Origin of the sequence: Prevotellamassilia timonensis, assembly GCF_021531665.1 — a bacterium.
Lineage (GTDB): Bacteria > Bacteroidota > Bacteroidia > Bacteroidales > Bacteroidaceae > Alloprevotella.
On record NZ_JADYUH010000006.1, the window covers coordinates 33,921 to 59,372 of the forward strand.

At 50.3% G+C, this 25,452-nt stretch carries 16 protein-coding genes; 2 read left to right on the forward strand and 14 right to left on the reverse strand.

Annotated elements, in window-relative coordinates; genetic code table 11:
- Positions 1–1,454 precede the first annotated feature (1,454 nt).
- From I6E40_RS02715 to I6E40_RS02735, 5 genes are all read right to left on the reverse strand, one after another.
- Entirely contained in the window at positions 1,455–5,723 is a 4,269-nt protein-coding gene (locus tag I6E40_RS02715; RefSeq protein WP_235385327.1) for an Ig-like domain-containing protein, read from the reverse strand.
- 335 nt (positions 5,724–6,058) lie between these two features.
- Positions 6,059–7,138: an acyltransferase family protein gene (locus I6E40_RS02720; RefSeq protein WP_235385329.1), complete on the reverse strand. Its 1,080-nt coding sequence runs from the start codon at positions 7,136–7,138 to the stop codon at positions 6,059–6,061.
- 107 nt (positions 7,139–7,245) lie between these two features.
- Complete coding sequence (nifJ, locus tag I6E40_RS02725; protein WP_235385331.1) at positions 7,246–10,794, reverse strand: pyruvate:ferredoxin (flavodoxin) oxidoreductase; 3,549 nt, start codon at positions 10,792–10,794, stop codon at positions 7,246–7,248.
- A gap of 144 nt (positions 10,795–10,938) precedes the next feature.
- Positions 10,939–12,123, reverse strand: a complete 1,185-nt coding sequence (locus tag I6E40_RS02730) for an AAA family ATPase (RefSeq protein WP_235385332.1) — start codon at positions 12,121–12,123, stop codon at positions 10,939–10,941.
- Positions 12,124–12,962: 839 nt separating this feature from the next.
- Positions 12,963–13,199 carry a hypothetical protein gene (locus I6E40_RS02735; RefSeq protein ID WP_235385333.1) on the reverse strand — a complete coding sequence of 79 codons (237 nt, stop codon included), beginning with the start codon at positions 13,197–13,199 and terminating at the stop codon, positions 12,963–12,965.
- Here I6E40_RS02735 and I6E40_RS02740 point away from each other — a divergent pair.
- On the forward strand, positions 13,177–14,076 hold the full coding sequence (locus I6E40_RS02740; RefSeq protein WP_235385334.1) for a diaminopimelate dehydrogenase: 900 nt from the start codon (positions 13,177–13,179) through the stop codon (positions 14,074–14,076). The genes I6E40_RS02735 and I6E40_RS02740 overlap by 23 nt on opposite strands.
- 219 nt (positions 14,077–14,295) lie before the next feature.
- On the opposite strand, the gene I6E40_RS02745 is transcribed toward I6E40_RS02740, so the two are convergent.
- The 8 genes from I6E40_RS02745 to I6E40_RS02780 form a co-directional block, all read right to left on the reverse strand.
- Complete coding sequence (locus I6E40_RS02745; protein ID WP_235385336.1) at positions 14,296–15,252, reverse strand: Rpn family recombination-promoting nuclease/putative transposase; 957 nt, start codon at positions 15,250–15,252, stop codon at positions 14,296–14,298.
- A 277-nt stretch (positions 15,253–15,529) separates the two neighbouring features.
- On the reverse strand, positions 15,530–16,606 hold the full coding sequence (gene aroC, locus I6E40_RS02750) for a chorismate synthase (RefSeq protein WP_235385338.1): 1,077 nt from the start codon (positions 16,604–16,606) through the stop codon (positions 15,530–15,532).
- Between the two features lie 13 nt (positions 16,607–16,619).
- The gene (locus I6E40_RS02755) at positions 16,620–17,315 is read right to left on the reverse strand and encodes a peptidylprolyl isomerase (protein ID WP_235385339.1); all 696 of its coding nucleotides are present in this window, start codon (positions 17,313–17,315) and stop codon (positions 16,620–16,622) included.
- A gap of 58 nt (positions 17,316–17,373) precedes the next feature.
- Entirely contained in the window at positions 17,374–19,257 is a 1,884-nt protein-coding gene (locus I6E40_RS02760; protein ID WP_235385340.1) for a DNA polymerase III subunit gamma/tau, read from the reverse strand.
- Entirely contained in the window at positions 19,250–19,615 is a 366-nt protein-coding gene (locus I6E40_RS02765; protein WP_235385342.1) for a hypothetical protein, read from the reverse strand. The genes I6E40_RS02760 and I6E40_RS02765 overlap by 8 nt, the downstream gene beginning before the upstream one ends.
- 71 nt (positions 19,616–19,686) lie before the next feature.
- On the reverse strand, positions 19,687–20,679 hold the full coding sequence (locus tag I6E40_RS02770) for a 5' nucleotidase, NT5C type (RefSeq protein ID WP_235385343.1): 993 nt from the start codon (positions 20,677–20,679) through the stop codon (positions 19,687–19,689).
- Positions 20,680–20,725: 46 nt separating this feature from the next.
- Positions 20,726–21,283 carry a fused DSP-PTPase phosphatase/NAD kinase-like protein gene (locus tag I6E40_RS02775; RefSeq protein ID WP_235385344.1) on the reverse strand — a complete coding sequence of 186 codons (558 nt, stop codon included), beginning with the start codon at positions 21,281–21,283 and terminating at the stop codon, positions 20,726–20,728.
- Positions 21,284–22,374: 1,091 nt separating this feature from the next.
- Positions 22,375–23,523 carry an OmpA family protein gene (locus I6E40_RS02780; RefSeq protein ID WP_235385346.1) on the reverse strand — a complete coding sequence of 383 codons (1,149 nt, stop codon included), beginning with the start codon at positions 23,521–23,523 and terminating at the stop codon, positions 22,375–22,377.
- Positions 23,524–23,787: 264 nt separating this feature from the next.
- Between I6E40_RS02780 and I6E40_RS02785 the strand changes: the two genes are divergently transcribed.
- A complete protein-coding gene (locus tag I6E40_RS02785) occupies positions 23,788–24,120 on the forward strand; it encodes a DUF3467 domain-containing protein (RefSeq protein ID WP_235385347.1) in 333 nt (110 codons plus the stop codon).
- Positions 24,121–25,267: 1,147 nt separating this feature from the next.
- Here I6E40_RS02785 and I6E40_RS02790 read toward each other — a convergent pair.
- The gene (locus I6E40_RS02790) at positions 25,268–25,450 is read right to left on the reverse strand and encodes a hypothetical protein (protein ID WP_235385348.1); all 183 of its coding nucleotides are present in this window, start codon (positions 25,448–25,450) and stop codon (positions 25,268–25,270) included.
- Between the last annotated feature and the right edge of the window lie 2 nt (positions 25,451–25,452).

Consider the following 25,452-nt stretch of genomic DNA (forward strand, 5'->3'; position numbering starts at 1 on the left):
CGCGCTTCCCGACTCTCGCCCTGAGGAGAGAGCGAGACAAGTCGCAAACAACGAACACACACTGAACACAGAAGGCTGCATCGTGACACGTTTCACGGTGCAGTTTTTTTGAAATCATTGCTGCCCGGTAAAGTTTTGGTTTGTTTTTCTCAGCGAAACTTCCACCGGACAACAATCGTTGTATTGCGACACACCTTGACACTACACTATACGTAAATTAAAGGGGAAACAAAAAAACTCTTCAAACTATACACAAACCCTACATTTTGTTCTTTATTCCTCTGATTATCCGCGTATTACGCAATGTATAGTTTGTGCTTCAAACTATACACAAACTATACATTAACTATACACTAAGGCGTTCAAAACCCTACACAAAACGGAGTGCAAACCCTACACAAAACGGTGCGCAAACCCTACACAAAACGGAGTGCGAACCCTACACGAACGGGAACACAAACCCTACATTACATCGGCGCGCAGTTTTACTTAGGAGCGTACCTAATTAAAACTAGGGGAAGGCTAAGAAAAACTATGGGAAGGCTAAGAAAAACTAGGGGAAGGCTAAGAAAAACTAGGGGAAGGCTAAGAAGAACTAGGGGAAGGGAAAGAAAAATTTGAGGAAGGGAAAGAAAAATTTGAGGAAGGCAAATAAAAATTTGAGGAAGGCAAATAAAAATTTGAGGAAGGCAAATAAAAATTTGAGGAAGGCAAATTTTAACCGGGTGCGCTCCTAGTTTTTCCTAGGTGCGCTCCTAGTTTTTCTTAGGTGCGCTCCTAGTTTTTCCTAGGTGCGCTCCTAGTTTTTCCTAGGTGCGCTCCTAAGTAGAATTGCGTGCCGTTGCAATGTAGGGTTGCGGTGTAGGCTTTTGTGTATAGTTTTTGTGTAGGGTTCGTGTGGCGGTGTAGGCTTTCATGTATAGTTTTTGTGTAGGGTTTGAAACGACTCAATGTATAGTTCAATGTAGGGTTTGTGTAGGGTTTGCACCTCAAACTATACACATCGTAACGTGCGGAAAATCAGAGGAATGATGGGTTAAATGTAGGGTTTGTGTATAGTTTGCATAGTTTTTTCTTGCCCTTGTAATATGGTATATATTATTTCTGTCCGCTAAACTATTCATGACCTTTTCAAGACGAAGGTGAAGAATTAGGGCTGGCACCCGTTGCAGGAGTCAGCCTAAATGGTTACGTTGCTTTTGCTGATGAACGTAGATAACCATGAGCGAAAGTCGTAAATTCTTCGGACAGCCGGTATATGGTCAACTAATAAATTCCAACGCTGCTGTGACGGGTCGGTGACGGCATCACCGAGGCATCATAGCAGTGTCATAGCAGCGTTTAGACATAACTTCAAAAGACATTTAGCGGACAGCAATAATTTTGAACAAAATCAAAGCCCGAAGTCCGTTTTAGCGGGCTTCGGGCTGAATATTTGCGCTAAAGAAGTGTTCTCACTTCACGACCTTGCGGTTGTTGAGGATGTAAACACCTTTGGCGGGAGCCTTTTCCAAACGACGACCGGAGAGGTCATACATGGACTTTCTCTCGGAAGTGGTGGTCACGTTGCTGATGCCGGTGGGGTCTCCCACACGAAGCATGGCATCCACGATGCAACCGCCGTTGCGAAGCAAACCTACGTTCGCGTCATTGACATACAACTGACCGGCGGGGTCAAGGCTGTTCCAATCGACCTTGAAACGAACGCGATAGAGTCCGGGAGTCGCGGGAGCAGAGAAAGAAGGGCAGTCCATGGTGTTGCGAGAACGTCCAGAGAGTGCTGTGCCGGCGGAGTTCTGACCGGAAGTGTCATCGCCCGGGTCGCCGGAGTAGAAACTGTAGGTCATCACATCCGTGCCGGTGATGTCGGTGCTGTTGGCGTTGAAGTCAAACTGTCCGTCGTTGCCAAGGTCAATGTAGAAGTAAGCATTCACCCAAATGCCGGCGCCCTGAGTGAAAGCCACGGTGAGGTTTTCACCGGCGTGGCAGGTGAGTTCCGGGTCAGCCGTCTTGTCGAGGTAGGGTTTGAACACACCGGAGGAAGCAGCCACGGTGATTTCCTGTGCTTCTCCTCCTTCTTCCGTAAGAGAGACTTTGTAAGTCCAACGGTCAGTTCTGGAGGGGCTTGCGTCCTTGTCAAAGTTGACGTGGTAGGGTTCGAGCACCTCGGGCACGACGCTGATGACGATGGACTTGCTCACGCCGCTGCCATCGTTGGCAGTCACGGTGATGGTGGCAGTGCCTTCAGCAACGCCGATGATGAGACCTCCGCGAACAGTTGCCACTTCGGGGTTACTGCTGGTCCAAGTCACAGCGGGGAAGGAAGCCTCAGCGGGCGCTACAGTGGCAGTGGCAACGAGTGTACTTCCGACTTCAATCTCGGTGGCATTGCCTTCAGTGGCAAGAACGAGGTCAGTCACGGAAACGGGAGTCTGAGCGGCATCAAGTCCGTCAAAGACGAAGAGGCTGCTGCCGGGCAGAGTGACGGTGAGAGAAGCATCAATGTCAATGGCTTCTCCTTCGTTCAGACCTTCCAGCGCATCTTGCACGCCGAAGGACTTGTGGAGCACGATGCTTCCGCTGACGTTGGCAGGAATGTTGAGTGCTTCGCGAAGCGTGAAGGTGTAGGTCTGCGCGTCGTTGGCGCCGTTGCGAAGAGCGAGCGTGGATTTCGTTCCGTTCCAGGAAGCCCAACCATAGACCTGAGCCTTAGCACCGGTCCAAGGACTGCCGCCCACCCAGTGAGCATCGGGGAGCACGTCGGCATTGCGTTTCTGCCAACTGATGCACTCGGCAAGGTCAGCCCAGAGTTGTCCGTTGTTGATGGAGTTCATCAAAGGATAGTCGTTGTAGAGTTCGACCATGCCGGAGCCGCAGACAAAGGCGCAGCGGAGTTCGCGGAGCACTGCCTCATAGTCCATGTTCCTGCTGACGCTGCCATACTGCGAAAGGATGAATCCGTGGGTCATCAAGGTGTTGATGGGGCAGATGGGCGAGTTGGTCACATAGTTCTGATAAACCAGACGGTCACGATAGGTAATCCAGTTTTCGCGGTCGATGGAGTTGTTGCCGATGACGCCGTAGTCATTCTCCTGACGCCAGGTGGCATCGGTGTAGTGATACCAGAAGGGGCTTGCCCAGGTTCCGACGGTGGTGTTGAAGAAGATGTCGCGGCGGAGGTTCTCGCGAACGTAGCGTTCGAGGCGGATGATTCCTTCGGCGTTTTCGTTTCCGGTGTCGCCGGCGTCAGGACCGATGGCACTGAACTGTGCGGAGATGCCGTCAAACTTGAAGAAGCGGAAGTCACCGTTGTTCTTGGTCAGGTTCTCGGCTGCGTTGAGGAAGGTCTGATAGTAAGCGGGGTTGGAGAGTTGCATGCCTCCGCGTCCTTCAGCGTTCCAGTAGGCGCGACGATAGTTGCCGCTGGTGCCGTAGCCACCGACCGGACCGAGCCATGCGCCAACACCTGCACCCATTTCGGCTGCAGCCGCAGCCATGTCACGCATTTCGTGGGGGAAGCCGGCGTGGAAGGTCCAAAGACCGTAGTTGTCCCATCCGTCATCGATGACGAAACTGTTGGGGGCAACCCCATAGCGGTCGTAGAAGTCGGATTTCCAGTGAGAAATCACGTCAACCACTTGGTCAGACGTCATGTTCTGAGTCGGGTCAGCCGCGTTGTTGCGGTTGATGTTGAGTTCATACCAAGAGATGTAGGCGGGATTAGCACGCCAAGGCACGGCACGTTCGCGTTCGCTGTAGGCAAGGAAGGAGCGACGCTTCTGTGTCTTGTGGATGTTTTCTTCGCTCTGGCTTCCGTCTTGAGCGACGAGACCCACGACGGCAGAAATCTTCCAGTCTTCACCGGCGGCAAGCGTTGTGTTGCGACTCCAGCGTCCTTGAATGTCCACGAGGTCAGTGTTGATGGTCAAACCTTCCTTGAGGGTGTAGATGCTGGTGGTGAGCGTACTGGCAGAAACGATGGCTTCCTGTGCGTTGTGAACCATGACGCGGATGGAGAAGGTTCCATCGTAGGGAACGGTGAAGGTGTAGGTGTTGTCCTGATGTGCAGTACCGGTGTAGCCTACGTGATAGTCATTGGCTGCGATGTTGCCGCTTGCGTCCAGCAAATCGACACCGCCGATGTAGAACTTGTTGTCACCGGAGGTATATTTGAAGAGCACAGAGACTTTCTGTCCTTCTTTGAGTTCCACGTCCGTCTGCTTCACGGCATAGACGTTGGGATAGCCTGCGCCGGTGGCTTCGGTGATGCGGTTGGGCACATCAGCCTCGGGCACCTGCGTCCAGTCTGCCACGGCGATGCTCATGGGAGAGAGCACGTTCGGAGTGTCATAGATTTCCTCGTCACTGACGCCGCCCACGGTGTTGTAGCCCACGGGGTTCTCAAGTCCGGCGAAAATCTTGTCGCTCATCAAGACCGCACCACGGGTGTTGCCCACCACTTTGGGAGCGGAGCCTGCGGCTTTTGCGTCCACGGAGTAAATCATCGGAATCACGTCATACATGTCCACGCCGGTTTCGCTGGTCAGTTCCATCTCGGTGCGGAGATAGTGACTGCCGTCGCGGAGCACAGCCTTCCAAACGATGTTCAGCACGCATTCCTTATAATTATAGGTATAGTTAGCCACGAGTGCTTTGCCGTTGAAGTGTTCAGCACCGCCCACAGCGTCTTCACTGCCTGTGAGGTCTTCGAAGGCGAGGCTCTGGAGTGTCATGGAGGAAGCGGGCACGGTGAGACCCGAACCGACAGCGACAGTGAAGGGTTCGGTGCCGGGTTCAAGGTTCATGGCTTTGGAACCGCCGAAGAAGAGAGCATCGCCGACCTTGACGAAGGAAGCGGCGAGCACGTTGTTCTCCAGCGTGAAGACACCATCGGCTTCCGTGGCGACGGCTGCGCCGACAGCATCCTGCTGAGCGGGATAGACAACCGCATTGGCATAGACAGCCTTCTCTGCCTGCACGGGAATGTTGGCGTAGGTGAGGGTCACCGTTTCGGTGAGGTCATTGATGGAGAGCACAGCAAACTTGCCTTCCTGAACCGGCACGATGACATCGCTCTTCTTGAGCGCAGCATCCACGGTGCAGGTCTCGCCGTTGGCGTAGGTGTTTCCGTTAATGGTGACTGTCACGCCCTCGGGGAGAACCATCGTGTATTCGTAGGTTCTCAAATTGACTTCGGTGAAGGTCCAACGGCTACCGGCGTCTTGTGAACCACCCTGTTGCCAGATGCCCAGAGTGATGGTGCCGTCCAACGGATTGCTGCCAGTTCCCTGGTACCAGTTCAGATATTTTCCGGAAACGCCGGTACTGTTGTAGGGCTTGACATTGTAGTTTTCGTCAGCGTAGTTTTCAACGTAGAAATAAGCACCCTCCGTCTTTTCGTCGGTGAGGGTGACGAAGCCGGTCTTGTTGGAGTAACTGGCGGCTTTTTCATAGCCCAACCACTTGTTGTTCTTGTAACTGTAGATGTAGTAGGTGTTTTCCATCCCATCCACAGCATAGAACGCAAAGTAACCGTAGTTGTCGGCTGTCTGCGTGGGCGAGGTGAGCGAAGTGGCATAGTAGTTGTTGCCACTCAGCATCGTGTAGAGATGCTCAGGCTTTCCATCCCCTCCGGGGAGCGTAGTGGAAGCCTGAATGATGTCTGCACTTGCCTGCAAGGACACAGCCAAGAACAGCAGCATCAAGGAGAACAATTTTCTCATACGCATTAGATTTTAGAAGTTAAGTAATTGAATAAGATTTTTTAAACGTAAGATAAAGGCGGAAAGGTCGCGCAACGGCAAAACTGCGTGGCGGCAAATAGTTCCTTTCCGAAAAAGAATACAGTTAACTATTTAATTCTCTGCAAAAATAAGCAGTATTTTCGCTTCGTGCAAAAGAGAGGAAGATAAAGTTGTTAATTATTTGCCTGACGAAGCGGATTCGTGTCCCGAAATCAACACAAGGGAATCGATGTTTCCACTTCCTTGACGCGGTGTGGGCAGACGCCGAAGGCTCTCCGAAAAACGGTGGGTGAAGATGGTCGCATAGAGCATCCTCAGACTTTCAGGAAAACCTTGCTGCGATACATACACCACAGGATGAGAAAGACAAGGGCAAAGTTACCGAAGGTCAGCCAGGCGGGATAATAGTCGCCGAGACGAGGTGCAAGACCGTAACTCACGGAATCCACCACGGAGCGGAAGTTGATGACCTCGCCGAGCATGTAGGCTGCAATGGAGTTCATGCCGTAAATCTTCAACCAATCCACGGCGCGATGATGACCGCGGACGTCAATGACTTCGTAGAACGCGGCGAGCAGAAGCATGCAAAGACCGCCGGAATAGAGCGCCATGCTGGCGGTCCAAATGCGCTTGACAATCGGCATGGCGAAACTGAAGCCCAAGCCGAGCACAACAAGCAGCAAACCGAAAGACAACAAACGCAGACTGACACGGCGACGGTCGGAAAGATTGCGTCCCTCACGGATGATGTCGCCAGCCAAAGCGCCAAGCAAAACTGTCACGCCAAAGGTGAAGGAGGGAAGAAGCCAAGCGTAGGTCGGGTCACCTTGAAACCTGCCCAACACGGCAGCATCCATGCGAGACGCGAGATTACCCTCTAAACTGAAATCGCCACACCACATCATCGGAAGACTGTAGGCAAGCAAAAGAAAGACAAGCGCCGCCCAACGCCCTTTCTTGTCAAAAAACAACATCACGATCGCCGTCAGCAAATAGCCCGCGGCGATGGCTTGCAGCGTGTTCGTATATATATAAATGTGTGCCAAGTCCAAACCGAGCAGATTTCCCTGCACGACCATGCCAAGGAGAAAGAGGATGAAGAATCGGCGAATGACCTTGCGAACGACTGCCATCTTGCCACCCTCGCGGAGCATCTTGCCGAAGGAGAAAGGCATGGACGCACCGCTCATGAAAAGGAACAAAGGCATGACGAGGTCCCAAAAGCGGAAACCTTCCCAGACTTCATGGTCAAAATGATGGAGTACGGCACGTGACCAGTCGGCATCAACGGGACTGAGCAACGCCCACAGAACGGGTTGAAAAAACACGAGGAGGAAAAGGGTTAAGCCACGGAGAATGTCCAGAGAGGCCAAACGGGAAGAAGTCGTTTGCATGGTTGAGGAGAAAGTGATGTCAGTTTTCTCTGCGTTTCTGATTTCCGAAAAAGCGGGCGCAGCCGGAATGACTGCGCCCGCGGAATTTCTAAAGGTTGGATTTAAGTTCAAAGAGACCAGTCTTCTTTCGTCTTGCGAACGTAGGAAGCGTAGCGACGCTGAGCAGCCTTCTTGGTCTCGTCGAAGAGTTCCTGAGCCTGTTCGGGAAGCGCCTTCTTCAAGGAGAGGAAGCGTACCTCGTGGTCAAGATAGTCTTGGAAGAGGTCCCAATCGGGTTCCTTGCTGTCGAGGGTGAAGGGGTTCTTGCCTTCGTCAGCAAGAGCGGGATTGTAGCGCCAGAGGTGCCAGTAGCCGCAAGCAACGGCGCGTTTCTCTTCTTCCTGACTGCGACCCATGCCGCCCTTGATCTTCAGACCGTGGTTGATGCAGGGAGCGTAGGCGATGACGAGAGAAGGACCGGGATAAGCCTCAGCTTCACGGATGGCCTTCAAGCACTGAGCCTGGTCGGCGCCCATGGCAATCTGAGCGACATAGACGTAACCATAAGTGGCTTGCATGAGACCGAGGTCTTTCTTGGTGACACGCTTGCCGGCAGCAGCGAACTGAGCAATGGCACCCACGGGAGTGGCTTTGGAAGCCTGACCGCCGGTGTTGGAATATACCTCCGTGTCAAGCACGAGGATGTTCACGTCTTCACCGCTTGCGAGCACGTGGTCGAGACCACCGTAACCGATGTCGTAGGAAGCACCGTCACCGCCGATAATCCACTGGCTTCGCTTGGTGAGATAGTGGCTGAGTTCAAGGAGTTGCTGAGCGAGTTCGTGACCCTTGGCAGCACCAGCCTCGAGTATGGGTTTCATCTTGTCAGCCACTTCACGAGTGATGGCGGCGTCGTTCTGGTTGTCAATCCAACGCTGAGCGAGTTCTTTCATTTCTGCGCAAGAGCATTCGCACATGAGGACTTTGCGAAGCAGAGACTCGATGCGGGCACGCATCTTCTTGTTTGCCATCACCATGCCCAAACCGAACTCACAGAAGTCTTCAAAGAGGGAGTTTGCCCAAGCGGGACCCTGACCCTTCTCGTTCTTGCAGTAGGGAGTGGAAGGAATGGAACCGGAATAGATGGAGGAGCAACCGGTGGCGTTGGCAATCATCTGACGGTCACCGAAGAGTTGAGAAACGAGTTTGACGTAAGGAGTCTCACCGCAACCGGAGCAAGCGCCGGAGAACTCAAAGAGCGGAGTGGCAAACTGAGAGTTCTTGGGATTGAGTTTGATGTCCACAAGGTCTTGCTTGCTCTTGACGTTCTTGACGCAGTAGTCCCAGTTGGCAGCCTCGCCCATCTGTCCTTCGAGGGGCACCATTTCAAGAGCCTTGACACCCTTGAGACCCGGGCAGACGTCAGCACAGTTGCCGCAACCGAGGCAGTCGAGAACATCGACCTGCTGAACGAAGTGCATGCCCTTCATGGCGGCGGGTGCCTTCATCTCGATGGATTCGCCCTGATAGCCCTTGAGTTCTTCTTCGTTGAGCACGAACGGACGGATGGCAGCGTGAGGACAAACGAAAGCACACTTGTTGCACTGGATGCAGTTCTCTTTCTTCCAAACCGGCACGAAGGCAGCGACGCCACGCTTCTCGTAAGCTGCTGTTCCCTGTTCCCAGGTTCCATCCTCGGAAACCTTGAAGGCACTGACGGGAAGAAGGTCACCGTTCTGAGCGTTGATGGGACGAACAAGCTCGGAGATGTAGGCGGGCTCATCGCGTTCCACCTTGGCATCAGCGGGCAGGGAAGCCCAAGCGGGGTCAATGGCGAGTTGCTTGTATTCGCCGCCACGATCCACAGCCTGATAGTTCTTATCAACCACATCCTGTCCCTTCTTGCCGTAGGACTTCACGATGAACTTCTTCATCTGTTCCACTGCAAGGTCCACGGGGATGACTTCGGTGATGCGGAAGAAAGCAGACTGGAGAATGGTGTTGGTGCGGTTGCCGAGACCGATTTCCTGCGCAATCTTGGTGGCGTTAATATAGTAAACGGTAATATTATGCTCGGCAAAGTAGCGCTTCACATTGTTCGGCAGGTTGGCTGCGAGTTCTTCGCCTTCCCAGATGGTGTTGAGAAGGAAGGTGCCGTTGTCGCGCAGACCGCGAAGCACGTCGTACATGTGGAGGTAAGCCTGCACGTGACATGCCACGAAGTTCGGGGTCTTGATTTGATAGGTGGAGCGGATGGGGGTGTCACCAAAACGCAGGTGAGAGCAGGTGAAACCGCCGGACTTCTTGGAGTCGTAAGAGAAGTATGCCTGGCAATACTTGTCGGTGTTGTCGCCGATAATCTTGACGGAGTTCTTGTTGGCACCGACCGTACCGTCTGCACCAAGACCGTAGAACTTAGCCTCAAAGATGCCTTCGCCACCGAGTGCTTTCTCTTCTTCCAAAGGCAGAGAAGCGAAGGTCACATCGTCCACGATGCCCACAGTGAAGTGGTCCTTGGGTTCGGGCAGAGCGAGGTTGTCGAAGACGGAGATAATCATGGTCGGCGTGGTGTCGGCAGAACCGAGACCGTAGCGTCCGCCAACGATGACGGGACGTTCCTTCTCGTTGTAGAAGGCATCCTTCACGTCAAGATAGAGAGGTTCGCCGCTGGCACCGGGTTCCTTCGTGCGGTCGAGCACGGCAATCTTCTTGCAGGTCTTGGGCACTGCGGCGAGGAGGTGCTTGACAGAGAAGGGACGGTAGAGGTGAACGCTGACCATGCCGACCTTCTCGCCCTTGGCGTTGAGATAGTCAATGGCTTCGCGAGCAGCCTCGGTGACAGAACCCATGCAGATGATGACACGTTCTGCATCGTCGGCACCATAGTAACTGAAGAGTTTATATTCACGACCGGTGATTTTGGAAACGGCAGCCATATACTTCTCCACGATGGCGGGTACGGCGTCATAGTAGGCGTTGCAAACTTCGCGGTGTGCGAAGAAGGTTTCGGGATTCTCAGCCATGCCTCGGGCGACGGGATGTTCGGGAGAGAGGGCACGGTTGCGGAACTCGCTGACCTTGTCCATGGGAACGAGCGGACGAAGGTCTTCCTGGTCCATCACCTCAATCTTCTGGTATTCGTGAGAAGTGCGGAAGCCGTCGAAGAAGTTGATGAAGGGCACGCGGCTTTCAAGCGTGGCGAGGTGAGCGACTGCAGAGAGGTCCATGACTTCTTGCACAGAACCTTCGCAGAGCATGGCGAAGCCGGTCTGACGGCAAGCCATGACATCCTGATGGTCACCGAAGATGCAGAGAGAGTGACTGGCGAGAGTACGAGCAGAAACGTGGAACACGCAAGGCAGGAGTTCACCTGCAATCTTGTACATGTTCGGAATCATGAGCAGAAGACCCTGTGAGGCGGTGAAGGTGGTGGTCAATGCACCAGCCTGCAAAGAACCGTGAACGGCACCGGCGGCACCGCCTTCGCTTTGCATTTCCTGCACCTTGACGGTGTCGCCAAAGAGATTGATGCGACCCTGAGCGGACCATTCATCCACGTGCTCCGCCATCGGAGAGGACGGAGTGATGGGGTAGATGGCTGCCACTTCGGAAAACATGTAGGCAATGTGCGCTGCGGCTTGATTGCCATCACAGGTGATAAACTTTTTGTTTGCCATAGTGATTGTTTGTTCATCTAAAATCCCGAGGAAACGTTCGTGGGAGTTCGTTCTGCGGACTGATTTCCACGGGATTGTAATATAAATATTGAGTTAATTTGAATATCTGACTGCGGGGCGCACAAGGCGCCCCGATAGAAAATTCTAATAAAGAAAACCGAAGAGCCAAAGAGGTATTTCCTTTTCTCTTCCGATGTCGGTGTTGTATTTCACATAGATTGTGTCGGCAGCGGTTCTCACACGCTTAGTCTTGTCGCAGACGCAGATGTTGGTGGTGTTGTCAATCCTGAAGAGTCCGGCGCGACGTGCCTTGTGAACGGTGTGGTGACGCCAGAGGCAGTTCACGAAGAACGTTTCCATGATGGTCTGCTCCGTCATGGAGGGTTCATAGACGGCGTACATCAAATTGGCGTCATGCAGATAAATGGCAGCCGGTTTCTTGGAGAACTTTTCACCTTCACGGTGCACCATATTAATAAGGCGTGCTTCTTCCAAATATTTCAGATAGTTCATCACCGTAGCTCTCGACGTTCCAATTTCCGTGGCAAGTTTGCTGACATTGGGAGAAGTCGGGTCGTTGATTGCCAAGAGATAGAGCAACTTCTTGATGCGGGCAAGATATTTCAACTCAATCTGTTTGTTGAGCAGAAGGTCCACCTCAATCATGTTGTTCATCGCCTTGAGAAGAGCCTCGGTGAAATTGTGATTTTCAAGGAAGAAGGGATAGTAACCGTGTTTTAGGTAGTCTAAGAAGTAGTTCCAAGGATGCACTTTCGGCAGAATGGTGCGAAGAATCTGCTCGTGGTCATTCAAGAGCTTGTCGAAAGTGTAGGGTTCAAAACTTTGTTGTGTGGCGAGATTGATATACTCACGAAAAGAAAAGCCGTGAAGAACGTAGGTGCGGCTTAGCGAAGACAAACCGGTGGTGTCTTCTTCTTCACCCATCGAGACCGACGTGGTGGTATAGACAATGCGGAGATAAGGATAGAGACGATAGCACTCACAGAGTTGTTCGCGCCAGTTCTGCAACTTGAACACTTGGTCAATCAGCAGAACCTGTCCGCCCTCCGCCACGAAGCGTCCGGCAAAATCCACAATGCCGTGAGCCTGAAAATAGAAACTGTTGACGTTGATGTAAAGACACTGACGCAGACGCACGTCATAGTTTTCCTTTGCATACTGCAGAAGAAAAGAAGTGCGACCCACGCCTCGGGGACCACGAATGCCAATCATGCGATAACTCCAATCAATGGAGTCCATCAGCGAGCGGCGAACCGGAGCATGAAAATGCTCCATGAGGTAGGCATGTGAGATAAAGAACGTCTCCATAGTAAAAGATTTCCGTTTTCCGTAAATACATCTGCTCTTCGTTCCCAGCGTATTGAATCAGTCGGAAGACGGAAAGTCAGCATCGTACTTGCGATTCACGGCAAAGGTACGAAGTTATCCCGAAACTTGCAAAGCCTACTTTACATTTTTCATTACTTTTCTTCCTCCCTTCGGCATTTGACGGATTCCGCCCCGACAACACGCAAGAATAGTAGGGGTGTTCTAAAAATTACGGGATAAGGAACGTTCAAAAGAAAGTGCTTACGTTTTGGTCGCTTTTCGTTTCTTTGCGCGCCCTTTTGTAAGTTTCGTCAGTCACATAGCCCGCTATGCTCCTTCCTCAACTGACAAAAGTTCATCTCTAAGAAATCAAAATCAACTCAACCTAATTTTTAGAACACCCCAGTAAAGAATGAAATGGTTATAGGGCAACCAAAGACCAACCATGGAATCTGCAAGAGAAACGTTTTTAAGTAATATGAAAATAATAAGTTGCGTCAGATTTGAATTAGATTTTCGAGGTCAGATTTTCACCCGAAGAAGGAGCATAGCCGTAGCTATGTGACTGATGAGGGAGGGAATATGGAACGAAAAGATTTTCAAAGATGATGCAGGTTATTTTTTGAGGATTACTAAACTTAAAGAATTCTTGAAAACAGTCTGCTTCCCATTGAATTTGTTCACAAAAAGACGTCTCTCATAGAAAAAAACAAAATCCGCGGGCATTTCGTTTCGCTCTATTCTCGCCTTACACTATCTTTGCTTCACAAAAATCACGAAGATAGGCTGCGGCTCGGCAAAAAACGTAAGTAAACTTGCATTTTTGCTCTCGCCTTGCACTATCTTTGCTCCATAAAAATCACGAAGATAGGCTGCGGCTCGGCAAAAAACGCAAGCAAGCTTGCATTTTTGCTCTCACCTTGCACTATCTTTGCTTCAAAAATCACGAAGATAGGCTGCGGCTCGGCAAAAAACGCAAGCAAGCTTGCATTTTTGCTCTCGCCTTGCACTATCTTTGCTCCGCAAATCAACTTAACACAAAACAAACACAAAATGAAAAAGATTCGTGCAGCCATCGTTGGCTACGGAAACATCGGACACTACACGCTCCAGGCACTGGAAGCAGCACCGGACTTTGAAATCGCCGGCATCGTCAGAAGAAAAGGAGCAGAGAACTGCCCGGAAGAACTGAAGAAATATGCCGTGGTCAAAGACATCAAGGAATTGAACGATGTGCAAGTTGCCATCCTCGCCACTCCAACTCGCAGCGTGGAAACTTACGCCAAAGAAATTCTCGCGCTCGGAATTAACACCGTGGACAGCTTCGACATCCACACACAAATCGTGGACCTTCGCCGCTCACTTGACAAAGTGGCAAAAGAACACGGAACAGTCAGCATCATCTCCGCCGGATGGGATCCGGGTTCCGACAGCATCGTCCGCACACTCATGCAGGCTCTCGCACCGAAAGGCATCACCTACACCAACTTCGGTCCGGGAATGTCCATGGGACACACCGTGGCAGTGAAAGCAATCGAAGGAGTGAAGAAAGCACTCAGCATGACCATCCCCACTGGAACCGGAATCCATCGCCGCATGGTTTACGTAGAGCTTGAGGAGGGTTACGAGTTTGACAAAGTGGCTGCTGCCATCAAAGCAGACCCCTACTTTGCTTCCGATGAGACTCACGTGAATCTCGTGCCGTCAGTGGATGACGTCATTGACATGGGACACGGCGTGAATCTGACCCGCAAGGGCGTCAGTGGAACAACCCAGAACCAACTCTTTGAGTTCAACATGCGCATCAACAACCCTGCGCTCACCGCACAAGTCCTCGTTGGTGTCGCTCGTGCCACCATGCACCGCGCACCGGGATGCTACACCATGATTGAAGTACCCGTCATTGACCTCCTACCGGGTGACAAGGAAGAAATCATTCGCCATCTCGTCTGACTTTTCATCCCTACATCTATAAGACGTGCCACCAAGAATCTCAACGGTTCTTGGTGGCACGTTTCTGTTAGGAAATATTAGGAGGATTGTATCATTCCTGCACCATTCCATATTTACAACCGTGTATGAAGAGAAGCGGGGCGTTGAAATAGACTTATACAAGCGATGAACGAACTCTCATGCAAACAAGCCGCAAAAATGAAACTGTGAAACATGGAATCACAAAGATTCTATCTCGTCTTTACTGAGACCTGTCACTCGTTGAATATCTTGGATGCTTAGCCCCATGGATTTCAGATTTTTTGCCACTTCTAACGCCTTTTTCTGAACTCCTTCCTCCAAACCTTCGGCACGACCCTCGGCACGACCTTCGGCTCTGCCCTCTTCCAAACCTTCGGCACGACCCTCGGCTCTGCCTTCTTCCAAACCCTCGGCACGACCTTCCATTTTCGCTGTGTCAAGCACATCGTTCTGCACCATGATGTCATCCATGTGTGCATCGTATGCACGGCGGTCGGAATCGCTCATGGTCATGTAGAGAAGTTTTTTGCGGGCTTCTTGTAGTCCCGGAGTAGAAGTATTTTCTTTAATATGATTGTTTTTCAGATAGTCAAGCCATTCCTCAATAGGTGTGGTTGCCACATCATTAAATTCATTGACACGGATGATATAGTATTCAGGAAAGACGTTCTCAGGAACGGTCATCCTTATCTCATTGGCTTCTTTTGTGTTTACTTTCAATTGGTCTCCTGTGTGCACACCCGTAAAAATGGTTTTTCCGTGGTAGAGATAGTCACTACCCTGACCAAGGTCAAAATAGAGGATATTGATGGAGTACACCTTCTTTACTTGGTCATACTTGTTACCTATCTGAATATGTTCCGTGATGGCTTTGGAGACGCCATAAAGCATACGCTGGAGATAATACAACTGACGAGTGAGTTGCACTTCCACGATGATAATTTCACCTTTGCTGTTTTTTGCTTTGATGTCAACACGGTTGAATTTGTCATCGCTTGAGTTCTGATTGCCTTCGCTCTCAAGAAGTTCGGTGATGATTATTTTCTCACCCAGAAGAACCGTAATCAACCCTTCCAAAACTGCGAAATTGGCTTTGTCACGTAACATTCGTTTCACAGCCCAGTCAAAGCGTATGTATTTGTTTTCAGTCAGCATAACCGTTCATTTTGTTTTCTTTGGTCAAAAGTAGAGATTAAATCCAACACCACAAAATTTTTTGTTTATTTCGACGCGAAATCAAGAAGTGTAGAGAGAAATAGAATTAATGGAGGCAGCATCAAAATGCGCCTCCATTAACCAACACAAAAACTAAACTAGACTTAACTAAACTATTTACAAACGTTATCTCACGACAACTGGATAGTGCAAATATAGACCCTTAAAGCATATAACACAAAGGAATGTCATGCTTTCTTGCCAAAATAAGCGGGTTTTAACATTTATATCTGCTATAGAACATATAACTATCCAAAAGAACCATCGAAGTCATGGCTTCCACGATGGGAACGGCACGGGGCAAGACACAGGGATCGTGGCGTCCGCGAGCCTTCACTGACACCGCATTTCCGGCAATGTCCACGGTCTGTTGCTCACGCAGAAGAGTAGCCACGGGCTTAAAAGCAACACGGAAGTAGATGTCTTCGCCGTTGCTGATGCCTCCCTGAATGCCGCCACTTCGATTCGTGAGCGTACCGATGCTTCCGTCACTTCGACGCACGAAGACGTCGTTCTGCTCGCTGCCTCGCTGAGTCACGCCAGCGAAACCGGCACCATATTCAAACCCTTTCACGGCATTGATGCTGAGCATGGCAGCACCCAAGCGAGCGTGAAGCTTACCGAACACAGGCTCACCGAGTCCCGGCGGACAGCCTTTGACGACACAGCTGATGATGCCGCCAATCGTGTCACCTTCTGCTTTGACCTCGGCAATGAGTTTCGCCATTTCTGCTGCCACTTTCTCATCCGGACAGCGCACGGGATTGTTTTCAACGAGCGAAAGGTCAAGGTCTGCGTAGGTGCCGGGCAGCGCGATGTGACCAACCTGAGAGGTGTAGGCAGTGATGCTGATGCCCAAGCGACGCAGCGCAAGTTTTGCAAAAGCACCTCCGACGACGCGAGCGATGGTTTCGCGAGCCGAAGTGCGACCGCCGCCACGATGGTCGCGCAGGCCATATTTCTTGAAATAGGTAAAGTCTGCGTGGGAGGGGCGAAAGAGGTTGCGCAGGTTGTCGTAGTCGTTGGAATGCTGATTCTCGTTTCTCACCAAGAAACCGATGGGACAGCCGGTGGTTTTTCCTTCAAAAACGCCGGAAAGAATCTCCACTTTGTCTCCTTCCTTGCGCGCCGTCGTCAGAGCGCTCTGACCGGGGCGGCGACGGTCCAACTCGTGCTGAATGAAGTCCAAATCGACCTCCACACCGGGAGACATTCCGTCAATGACGCCACCCACGCCGGGGCCGTGACTCTCACCGAATGTGGTGAGACGGAAAAGTTCGCCGAAGGTATTCATTTAGTATTATATCTTATTCGTGATGATGTCCGCAGCCACAACCTTCCTCGTGGTCGTGATGACGTCCGCAGCCGCAACCTTCTTCGTGGTCGTGATGATGTCCGCAGCCGCAACCTTCTTCGTGGTCGTGATGATGTCCGCAGCCGCAACCTTCTTCGTGGTCGCCGCAGCCTCCGCCACAATCATCGCAGCCGCATCCGCAGCCACCCTCGCCGGAGAGCATTCGGAGCGTGCCTTCAATTTCGGCATTGGTGGCATCACGTTTGGTGACCACTTTACCAACGAAGTGGAGGTCTTTGCCAGCAAGACGTTCGTTGAGGTCAATGACCACCACTTCCTCTTTCACCTCGACAACGAGTCCGACAAAACGGTTTCCGTCGGCATTGACCAAGGGAAGTTCTGCGCCGGGATAGACCATCTGATTGTCAAAGTGACCATTCACGCGGAAAACGTTTTTGGGCAATTCGACCACATGAGATTCATCGTAGGGACCGTAAGCCTCATCCTGCGTCAGGACGAAATCAAACGCTTCGCCTTCAGCCACCTCGTCAATGTGTTTCTCGAAAGCGTCAAGTGTGACGCCCAAACCGGTGATAAACTGATAGGGGTGTTCCTCCGGAGCACGTTCGATCAGTTCGTGCACTCCTTTTTCATTGTCGGTGTAGAGACTATATGCCACAGTGACATATTTATGAGCCATATTTTCCATTGGTCAATTTTGATAATTATGATTTATGATATGTTTTTTTGAATAGTCCTTCGCTTCATCACGCCAATTCCAAATTGAGGCGTTCGCAGAGGATGGCAAGACTGTGATACTGTTCCGTCAGGTCGCGCAACATGTCTGCACGTCCCGTGGGTTTGTGTTGCACCTTGTCGTGGCTGACGGAAATCTTGATTTGGATGAGGTCGTTTCTAAGTTGTGTGCGGAGATAGGCTTGCAGGTTGGGGAGCATGTGTTGCATTTCCTGCTCCACCATTTCGTTCTCCAACACCAAATGAACCACCCATCCCTCTTGCAATTCGGGAGTCATTCCCTTCATCCTGCCCGCCATAGCGGTCTGTTCCTGGGGAAGAATCTGAATATAGCGGAACCAATAGTACATCAGCGTGTCCTGCGTGAAGGGTGTCACCAACTGCGGGGGATTGTCTGTGACATGAGTGGGCGTTGCCGTAGTGGCTGCAGGTTGTTCCGAGTTTTCAAGAGTTCCTTGTTGCGCCTTTTGGGCGAGACTCTTGAGCGAAAGTGATTGCGGATGTCGGAGAGACTTAGGACTGTTTGTAGGCTTCGGACTCGCGGGAGAGGCGATGCCACCAACGGGACTTGCAGGTGCTGTCTGCCGGGAGGAATAAGGTTGCGCCGCTTCCTGCAAAGCCTGTCCGGCGGGGACAGCAGAAGAAGCAGGAGCTACGGAAGGAGGAACAGCAACAGGAGCAGCGGAAGGAGCGGTTGCAACTTGCGCGTGGGAGGCAGACTCTCCGCTTGGTGCGTCAGTCTTTTGGAAGAGGGGTTTAATCATTTGCTTAGGGCTACGCCCACAAGCAGCATCTTCTTCGTCCGACATCAGTTGTGCGACTTGAATGAGGGTCAGTTCGACCAGCAAGCGTTTGTTCCGCGAGGCGCGGTAGTTCAAGTCACAGTCGTTGCACAGTTTCAAGGCTTTGTAGAGGAAGGCGGGGTTACACTTCGCCGCTTGTTCTTGATAGCGCTGTGCCACTCTCTCGCTCACCTCGAGCAGGGGCAGGGTGACAGCATCGCGTGCCATGAGCAAATCTCGGAAGTGTGAGGCAAGTCCGCCGATGAAATAGTTTCCACCAAAACCTTTGGAGAGAATACGGTTGAGCCGCAACATGCACGTCGGCACGTCACCGGCAAGCAGCGCGTCCGTCATGCCGAAATATTCGTCATAGTCCAACACATTGAGGTCTTCAATCACTTTGGCGTAAGTGATGTTTCCCTCGCAGTAACTGGCGACTTGGTCGAAGATGGAGAGTGCGTCGCGCATGCCGCCGTCGGCTTTTTCGGCGATGACATGGAGCGCTTCGGGTTCGGTGGTGAAGCCCTCACTCTTCGCAACGTACTCCAGATGGCGCACCATGTCGGAGACGCTCATGCGGGAGAAGTCGAAGATTTGGCAGCGACTGAGGATGGTGGGAAGGATTTTGTGTTTCTCGGTGGTAGCGAGGATGAAGATGGCATGAGCGGGCGGTTCCTCAAGCGTTTTCAAGAAAGCGTTGAAGGCTGCCTGGCTGAGCATGTGGACCTCGTCGATGATGAAGACTTTGTATTTTCCGACCTGTGGCGGAATCTGCACCTGCTCAATGAGACCGCGGATGTCCTCGACGGAGTTGTTGGAGGCAGCATCGAGTTCGTGGATATTGTAGGAGCGTTGTTCCTCAAAAGCCTTGCAACTTTCGCATTCGTTACACGCTTCTCCCTCCGGAGAGGGGTGAAGACAGTTGATATTTTTGGCGAAGATGCGGGCGCAGGTGGTTTTCCCGACGCCTCGCGGTCCGCAGAAGAGATAGGCGTGAGCGAGTTTGCCACGCGCTATGGCGTTCTTCAGCGTGGTGGTCAGCGCACTTTGCCCCACCACCGCGTCAAAGGAGGAAGGACGATACTTTCGCGCTGAAACGATATATTTATCCATAATTGTTGAAAAGGATGTTCCGATGAAGGTGTGCTATATAATGATGTGCTATATATAATAATGTATAGGTCACACTTTCTATACGCGAAGCAAAGGTAGTCTTTTTTCGCACAACAACTTGCAGACTGCCTCGTTTTTCTCTGTTTTGGATGGATACCGTCAGCTCATGCCTTGATTCAACACGCGTCTCATCTTCTCCGAAAGAGGACAGGACAGAAACAAACTCATCCTTGTTGTCATCTGTACGGTAGAACAGTCCTTTGCCAGAGCCAGACCCCAGCAACATGATGCGCTCCTGCGTAAAGACATGACGCAACAGATGCCCCATCTCCTTGGTTGAACGATAGTCATCAACCACCTGTGCTTACAGCACTTCATACAGGACAGAAAGCATGGCCGTGGTCTTGTCTTTGGGATGTATCACCAACATTATTCTTGTCTCAACAAATAGTTTACCACACTTTCCCAACCAGGGAATTCATCATTGCCAAACTGAATCCATTTTCCTTCAAACTCACTTGTGCCATTCTTGCCACGGTCATCAATGAGATAGTCGCCTTTACAGAGGTTCTTGCAATGGGTAATGACCATACGTTTGTGGAACACATCATCCAAATAACGTGTCACCCACTTCACCTTATCTGACCATGCCGAAGGATTCTTCCAAGGGGCTGTAGAGAGGATGTAGAGATCAAAATGCTCTTGCAACGTGTGCATAGCCTCGATGGCTCCCGGCATAGGTTTCATCTCGGCAAAGAGGCCGGGAATCTCATCAAGACGTCCTTCGTATTCTTTTTTGATCTTATCTGACTGAAGGTCAAGTCCCGATTGAAAATCCACAAGCACATTGTCCATATCCACAAACACTCGTTTCTTCCTTCGAATTGACTTCTTCTCCAATTCCTTTGTCTTGTCCCGAAGATCATAACTGTCGCGCAAATCCATCAGGATGCCGCAGAACTCTGAAGGCGTGAGTATTGTCTTGTATGAACTCGGTTCACCGCTTGTGTGAACGAGTGTGATGCCACGAGTCTGCATCAGTGCGGCACGGAACCGTTCACTTTGCTCGAACATTGATTGATAAGCACGGCGTATGAGTTGCTGATACTCTTCGCTTTGGCGGTCTAGTGCCTGCCCCTTCCACCATACTATCTGGTCAGTCTGCCAAGAAGTGACGCTCACCTTCCGAGCATTGCCGCCCTTCATGCTGCATATCTGCCGTTGCTTGTCAAGTTCCTTCCTCTTCAGAGATTGCAGGAAACCCTCCATACTGCCGCATACCATTCCATCGAAACGGAAACCGTTGCTGCACATGTTGCTGAGCACATTGGAGGGGTACAAACCATTAGAACGTATATCCAGAGTGTTTGTCTCTGGATTATACATATCCTTCAGTTCGTGCCCGTTCCGTGTGGTAGCCATATAATTTTCTTCCATTTTTCAATTCTTTTTTCGTTCATATACATCTTCATGACCTACTCTTTTCATTTATAGCCTTCTTCCTTTCTTTGAAAACTTCTTCAGGCATAGGATTTTGTCCATTTCGTTCTGTCATACAGTTATACATGGCATTGAGAACTTGCATGATATTGTTAGTATCATGACCAGATGCTTCCGTATAGCCTCTGAGATTTGGCGCATCGAGACCTTGGTCTGCTCCATAGAAAACCCAATATACAGAGAGTGCAATATCTGTTCGATGCAATCCCATGGCGCAAGCAATATAGAAGTCACCTCGCTCTATGAGTTCGCAGAACCGTAGCAGTCGATCAACCATCACCTCTGTATTCAACTTCTTCTTGTCAACAGGATAATGGAAGAACTCCATTCCGTATTGTTCGCAATACTCCACAAGCCTGTTTGAGGAATCCAGATTCCGAAGGTCTATGACGGTCTTAATACCCGCTTCTGCTATGATTGGCCATGCATACTTCAGGTGCCTTGACGACAATGTTCGTCCTCGTACTCCACCAAAAACAGGAGCCACATCCGGTATCCCACTATCTATCATTCTTTGTACGTCCATTTTTATTTTGCTTTTCTTAATACTTCTTCAACACGCTTCATATTATTCCGGACATTTCCTCTTGTATAGAGGACAACCTTGGATTTCATCCTTCGTTTTCTTGCCAGGGCCGAGCTCAAGCAAGCCTGACTCTGCTCATGTGGCTTAACAAAAACGTTCAACATATCCTGAAAGCCTCTATGGCTTGAAAAATGTATGAGCAAATACAGTTTGTCGGATCCCAAAAGGAAGTATATCTCTGCATCAGCATTATCCTCCCTTCATTACGTTTATGATAGTATTGAGGCAAAAGTAACACTACATCTATCACATATGTACATATTCTCTGTTATTTATCATAGTTTTGTAACAATTCACATGCAAGACATACGATATGAGATTCATCATCCTTAATGAAGTGCTCCAAGATGCCTCGTTGCACCAAAAGGACCCTCAATTTCGTGCCGTCAAACCCAAAGATGACACAGTCCGTCGTTACACTCGGATGGGGGTACCTATAGCAGTATTTCAACTCTTCATCTGTCTTGTTCATATTCCTTATTGCGTTAAATTTACGTAGCAAAGTTAATGTGTTTATTCTGAACAATAAAACTTTTTGTGTGATATATACACAAGACAAGCAGTCTCCCTTCAAAAACACCTCAATTTACTGTCTTCTCAGCAGCTTTTCCTTGCCAATGTCGATTATAGCATCTGCAGCGCACAACTGAGTCGGTTGCAAACTCCCCGGAACGAAGGGACAAAGAGACGAGGGGACGAAGAGACAAAGAGACAAAGAGACGAAGGGACAAAGAGACAAAGGGACAAAGAGACAAAGGGACGTGGTGCTGCCGAGAAAAGGTTTTCCGTTTTTTTCTACTTTCAAAGCAGATCTATCGCTAACGGACTGAAAACTCATACGTCACTTTTTCCCGCCGTTTCGTCACTCCTGCGCGCAGGAACGACGCCACGCTGACCGCGAACGAGGTTCTGACGAAAACGGTGTGGCACGACAGCATTGCCCTCGTTGGTTCATCAGCTTGCATCAAAATGATGCGGGGCAGCATCGTGATGACGCTGCCCCGCTCGGGAGACTAAACAATATGTTCTAATTACTTGGATTCAATCGTACAGATGCTGACACGGTTCCAGTCGGGTTCGCTGAACATGTCACCCACGCCCTGACCTTCAGCCACGATGCGGGAAGCGTCAATCTTGTACTTGTTCACGAGGACAGTCTTCACGGCTTCAGCACGAGCCTTGGCAATCTTGGCGTTGATTTCTGCAGAGCCTTCGGGAGAAGCGTAACCCTTGATGGTCACTTTGGCGTCCTTGTGGTTCTTCATGAACGTAGCCACACGTTCCACGTTGGGGAGCTGAGAAGCGTCGATGACGCTCTTGCCTTGACGGAAGGTGATGGTCTGTTCGAGAGAGTTGGCACCCTTCTGAGTTTCCACGACTTTCTGGATTTGCACGGCGGGTTTCTTGTTGCGCTCGTCGTTGAGCTGCTGCTGGAGCGTGCGGATTTGTCCGTTGAGTTTGGAAACCTGAGCGTCCTTGTCGCTCACCTGAGCGCGGAGGTCGTTGATTTTGGCATTGAGACCATCCACTTCTGCCTGGTCGTAACCCTTGGCGAAGGTGAGGTAGTGCTTGCCGTTGCTCTTGTTCTTGAAGTGATAGGTCACACCGGCGAGCACCTGGATGGCACTGTGGTTCACGTTGTAGGCAGTGTTCTGCTCTTTGGAGCCACCGTCAAGGTTCCAAACGATGGCGGGTTTGAGGGCGACCGTCCAAGCCTTCTCTTTGCCAAGGTTGAAATTAAAGTTCAAACCTGCTTGAGAGGTCATGTCATTGCCACCGTCATCACCGACTTTGAAGTAGTGCATCAAGCCAATGCCATAGACACCTTCCACCTCGAAGACGCGGGGTTCACCCTTGTAGCCGAAGATGGCGTTGGTGAGGTTGAACTTAGCAAGCAAGTCAGCGTTCACAGCATCGATGACAGTCTTGCTGTCGGTGATGTTGTTGGTGGCAGTTCCCTGCACGCCGACACCGAAGATCGGGGTGATTTGCTTCGTCACCTCAAGACCGTAGGCAGCACGAGCATTCTTGAACATAGCGTTGTGAGTGGTCTTGGTGTAAGCACCACCAACGAGACCAATGGACCAGTTGTCAAAGAAACGAGAGCCCTGGATGGTCTTCTGTGCATTGCCGCTGAGGACAATGACACCCATTGCGAAAAGAGTAAAGAGTTTTTTCATAAGATATAAAAAATGGTTTCTGTTTATAGTTGCGTCGAGTGAATCTTTGTGACTCAAAGAGAGGAGTGATGGGATAAATAGGTTAAGGAATCCTATAAATTCGGCGCAAAAGTACGCATAAAATCTCAGACCATGCAACTCAGTGCAGAAAAACAGCCTTTCCCGCTCTTGTTTTCCGAAATATGGAACAACATTGTTGCTCAATCCGCCCTCTTCTGCTATTTTTGCCGTCGCGCAAGCGCCCCACCTCTAAAATATATCATCATGGAAAATCAAGACAAGAACAATGGTCAGTTGAAAATTGAACTGACTCCCGAAGTGGCTGAGGGCATCTATTCCAACCTCGCCATCATCACTCACTCCAGCGCCGAAGTAGTGCTTGACTTCATCCGCGTGCTTCCCGGTCTGCCGAAAGCCAACGTGAAGAGCCGTATCGTCTTGGCGCCCGAGCATGCCAAACGCCTTCTCTATGCGCTGCAGGACAACATCGTGAAATATGAGAAGGCGTACGGTCCCATCAGACTCCCCGAAACAGCCGAGCAACCGCAAGGCGGCCGCACCGCCACTCCCTTCGGTGTGCCTGAGGGCAACGCCTGAGAGAGAAGCGCGAAACGTCTTCTTCGCTTCATTCACTTTTGAATTCGCCTACGAAAAGGCGGTGTGTCAGAGCACAAATTTTGACACACCGCCTTCATTGTGTTGGGGCTTATAGCAAAACTTGTGCCATGATGTCTTCAAAAGGAAACGCAGGAAAAAATATGAAATAGGCATCGCGCGCGAGGCGCGCGTATTCACCTTTCACACCTATACGTTTTTCAAGGGTACATGCATTTCTTGCAAACCCTACACAGTTGGCGTTTAAAGTTTGATAATCAGAGAGGTTAAGTGTGTAGGGTTTGGTCTGCAAATTCTACACAAAACCCTTCACTGTGTAGGGTTGCGCGGCGATGTGTGTAGGGTCGTGGTGAAGCAAAAAATATAAATGTAGGATTGGGCGGAAATATGCAAAAACGCGGTTCTCATCCTACATTTTTGCTCTTCAAGGAACCTGTGTCGCTGAGAAAAATTTTGCCTATTCGGCACGCAGTTTTACTTAGGTGCGCACATAAGTGAAATTAGGGGAAGGCAAAGAAAAATTTGAGGAAGGCTAAGAAAAATTTGAGGAAGGCAAAGTGAAATTAGGGGAAGGCTAATTTTTCCTAGGTGCGCTCCTAGTTTTTCCTAGGTGCGCTCCTAGTTTTAACTGGGTGCGCTCCTAGTTTTAACTGGGTGCGCTCCTAAGTAAACTGCGTGCCGTTGCAATGTAGGGTTGCCGTGTAGGCTTTCATGTATAGTTTTTGTGTAGGGTTTGAAGCGTCTCAATGTATGGTTCAATGTATAGTTTGTGCAAGGTTTGCAGCACAAACCATACATTTCACAACATACAGGGAATCAGAGAGATGTAGCGTTAAATGTAGGATTTGTGTATAGTTTGCATAGTTTTTTCTTGCCCTTGTAATATGGTATATAAAATACATGAAATAAACCTTTCGCTGTTTTTCCCAGCTGACACGGGGTTTGCAGGTGTTCCTCTATTTCCTCCGTTATACACGTCTTTTGAGGTTAGCCGTCTTGCTCTCAACCACCGATCATATCGGAAGAGCTATTTGTTCTGCGGATTCTGCGTAAACCAGCAATACATCTAAAAAAGGAGTGCCCCGGACGGAGCACTCCTTTGCTTATTGTACATTATACAAGTGGCAATTTATTCTTCGCCAGACCAGTCTGTGCTGTTCCAACCACCACGTTGGTCGGAGAGGACACTGGTTTCATCGTCAATTGTTGTACTACCAGAGCCACCGATAGACATATCTACTGAACCTGCCAACATTCCTTCAGAGAGAATCTGGATGGAAGAGGCTTGAGGAGACATATATTTCTTTTTCATGA

Bases quoted from the DNA above. Each gene is read 5' to 3' on its own strand.
- I6E40_RS02715 (WP_235385327.1), bottom strand. From the start codon at position 5,723: ATGAGAAAATTGTTCTCCTTGATGCTGCTGTTCTTGGCTGTGTCCTTG.
- I6E40_RS02720 (WP_235385329.1), bottom strand. From the start codon at position 7,138: ATGCAAACGACTTCTTCCCGTTTGGCCTCTCTGGACATTCTCCGTGGC.
- nifJ (WP_235385331.1), bottom strand. From the start codon at position 10,794: ATGGCAAACAAAAAGTTTATCACCTGTGATGGCAATCAAGCCGCAGCG.
- I6E40_RS02730 (WP_235385332.1), bottom strand. From the start codon at position 12,123: ATGGAGACGTTCTTTATCTCACATGCCTACCTCATGGAGCATTTTCAT.
- I6E40_RS02740 (WP_235385334.1), top strand. From the start codon at position 13,177: ATGAAAAAGATTCGTGCAGCCATCGTTGGCTACGGAAACATCGGACAC.
- I6E40_RS02735 (WP_235385333.1), bottom strand. From the start codon at position 13,199: ATGGCTGCACGAATCTTTTTCATTTTGTGTTTGTTTTGTGTTAAGTTG.
- I6E40_RS02745 (WP_235385336.1), bottom strand. From the start codon at position 15,252: ATGCTGACTGAAAACAAATACATACGCTTTGACTGGGCTGTGAAACGA.
- aroC (WP_235385338.1), bottom strand. From the start codon at position 16,606: ATGAATACCTTCGGCGAACTTTTCCGTCTCACCACATTCGGTGAGAGT.
- I6E40_RS02755 (WP_235385339.1), bottom strand. From the start codon at position 17,315: ATGGAAAATATGGCTCATAAATATGTCACTGTGGCATATAGTCTCTAC.
- I6E40_RS02760 (WP_235385340.1), bottom strand. From the start codon at position 19,257: ATGGATAAATATATCGTTTCAGCGCGAAAGTATCGTCCTTCCTCCTTT.
- I6E40_RS02770 (WP_235385343.1), bottom strand. From the start codon at position 20,679: ATGGCTACCACACGGAACGGGCACGAACTGAAGGATATGTATAATCCA.
- I6E40_RS02775 (WP_235385344.1), bottom strand. From the start codon at position 21,283: ATGGACGTACAAAGAATGATAGATAGTGGGATACCGGATGTGGCTCCT.
- I6E40_RS02780 (WP_235385346.1), bottom strand. From the start codon at position 23,523: ATGAAAAAACTCTTTACTCTTTTCGCAATGGGTGTCATTGTCCTCAGC.
- I6E40_RS02785 (WP_235385347.1), top strand. From the start codon at position 23,788: ATGGAAAATCAAGACAAGAACAATGGTCAGTTGAAAATTGAACTGACT.
- I6E40_RS02790 (WP_235385348.1), bottom strand. From the start codon at position 25,450: ATGAAAAAGAAATATATGTCTCCTCAAGCCTCTTCCATCCAGATTCTC.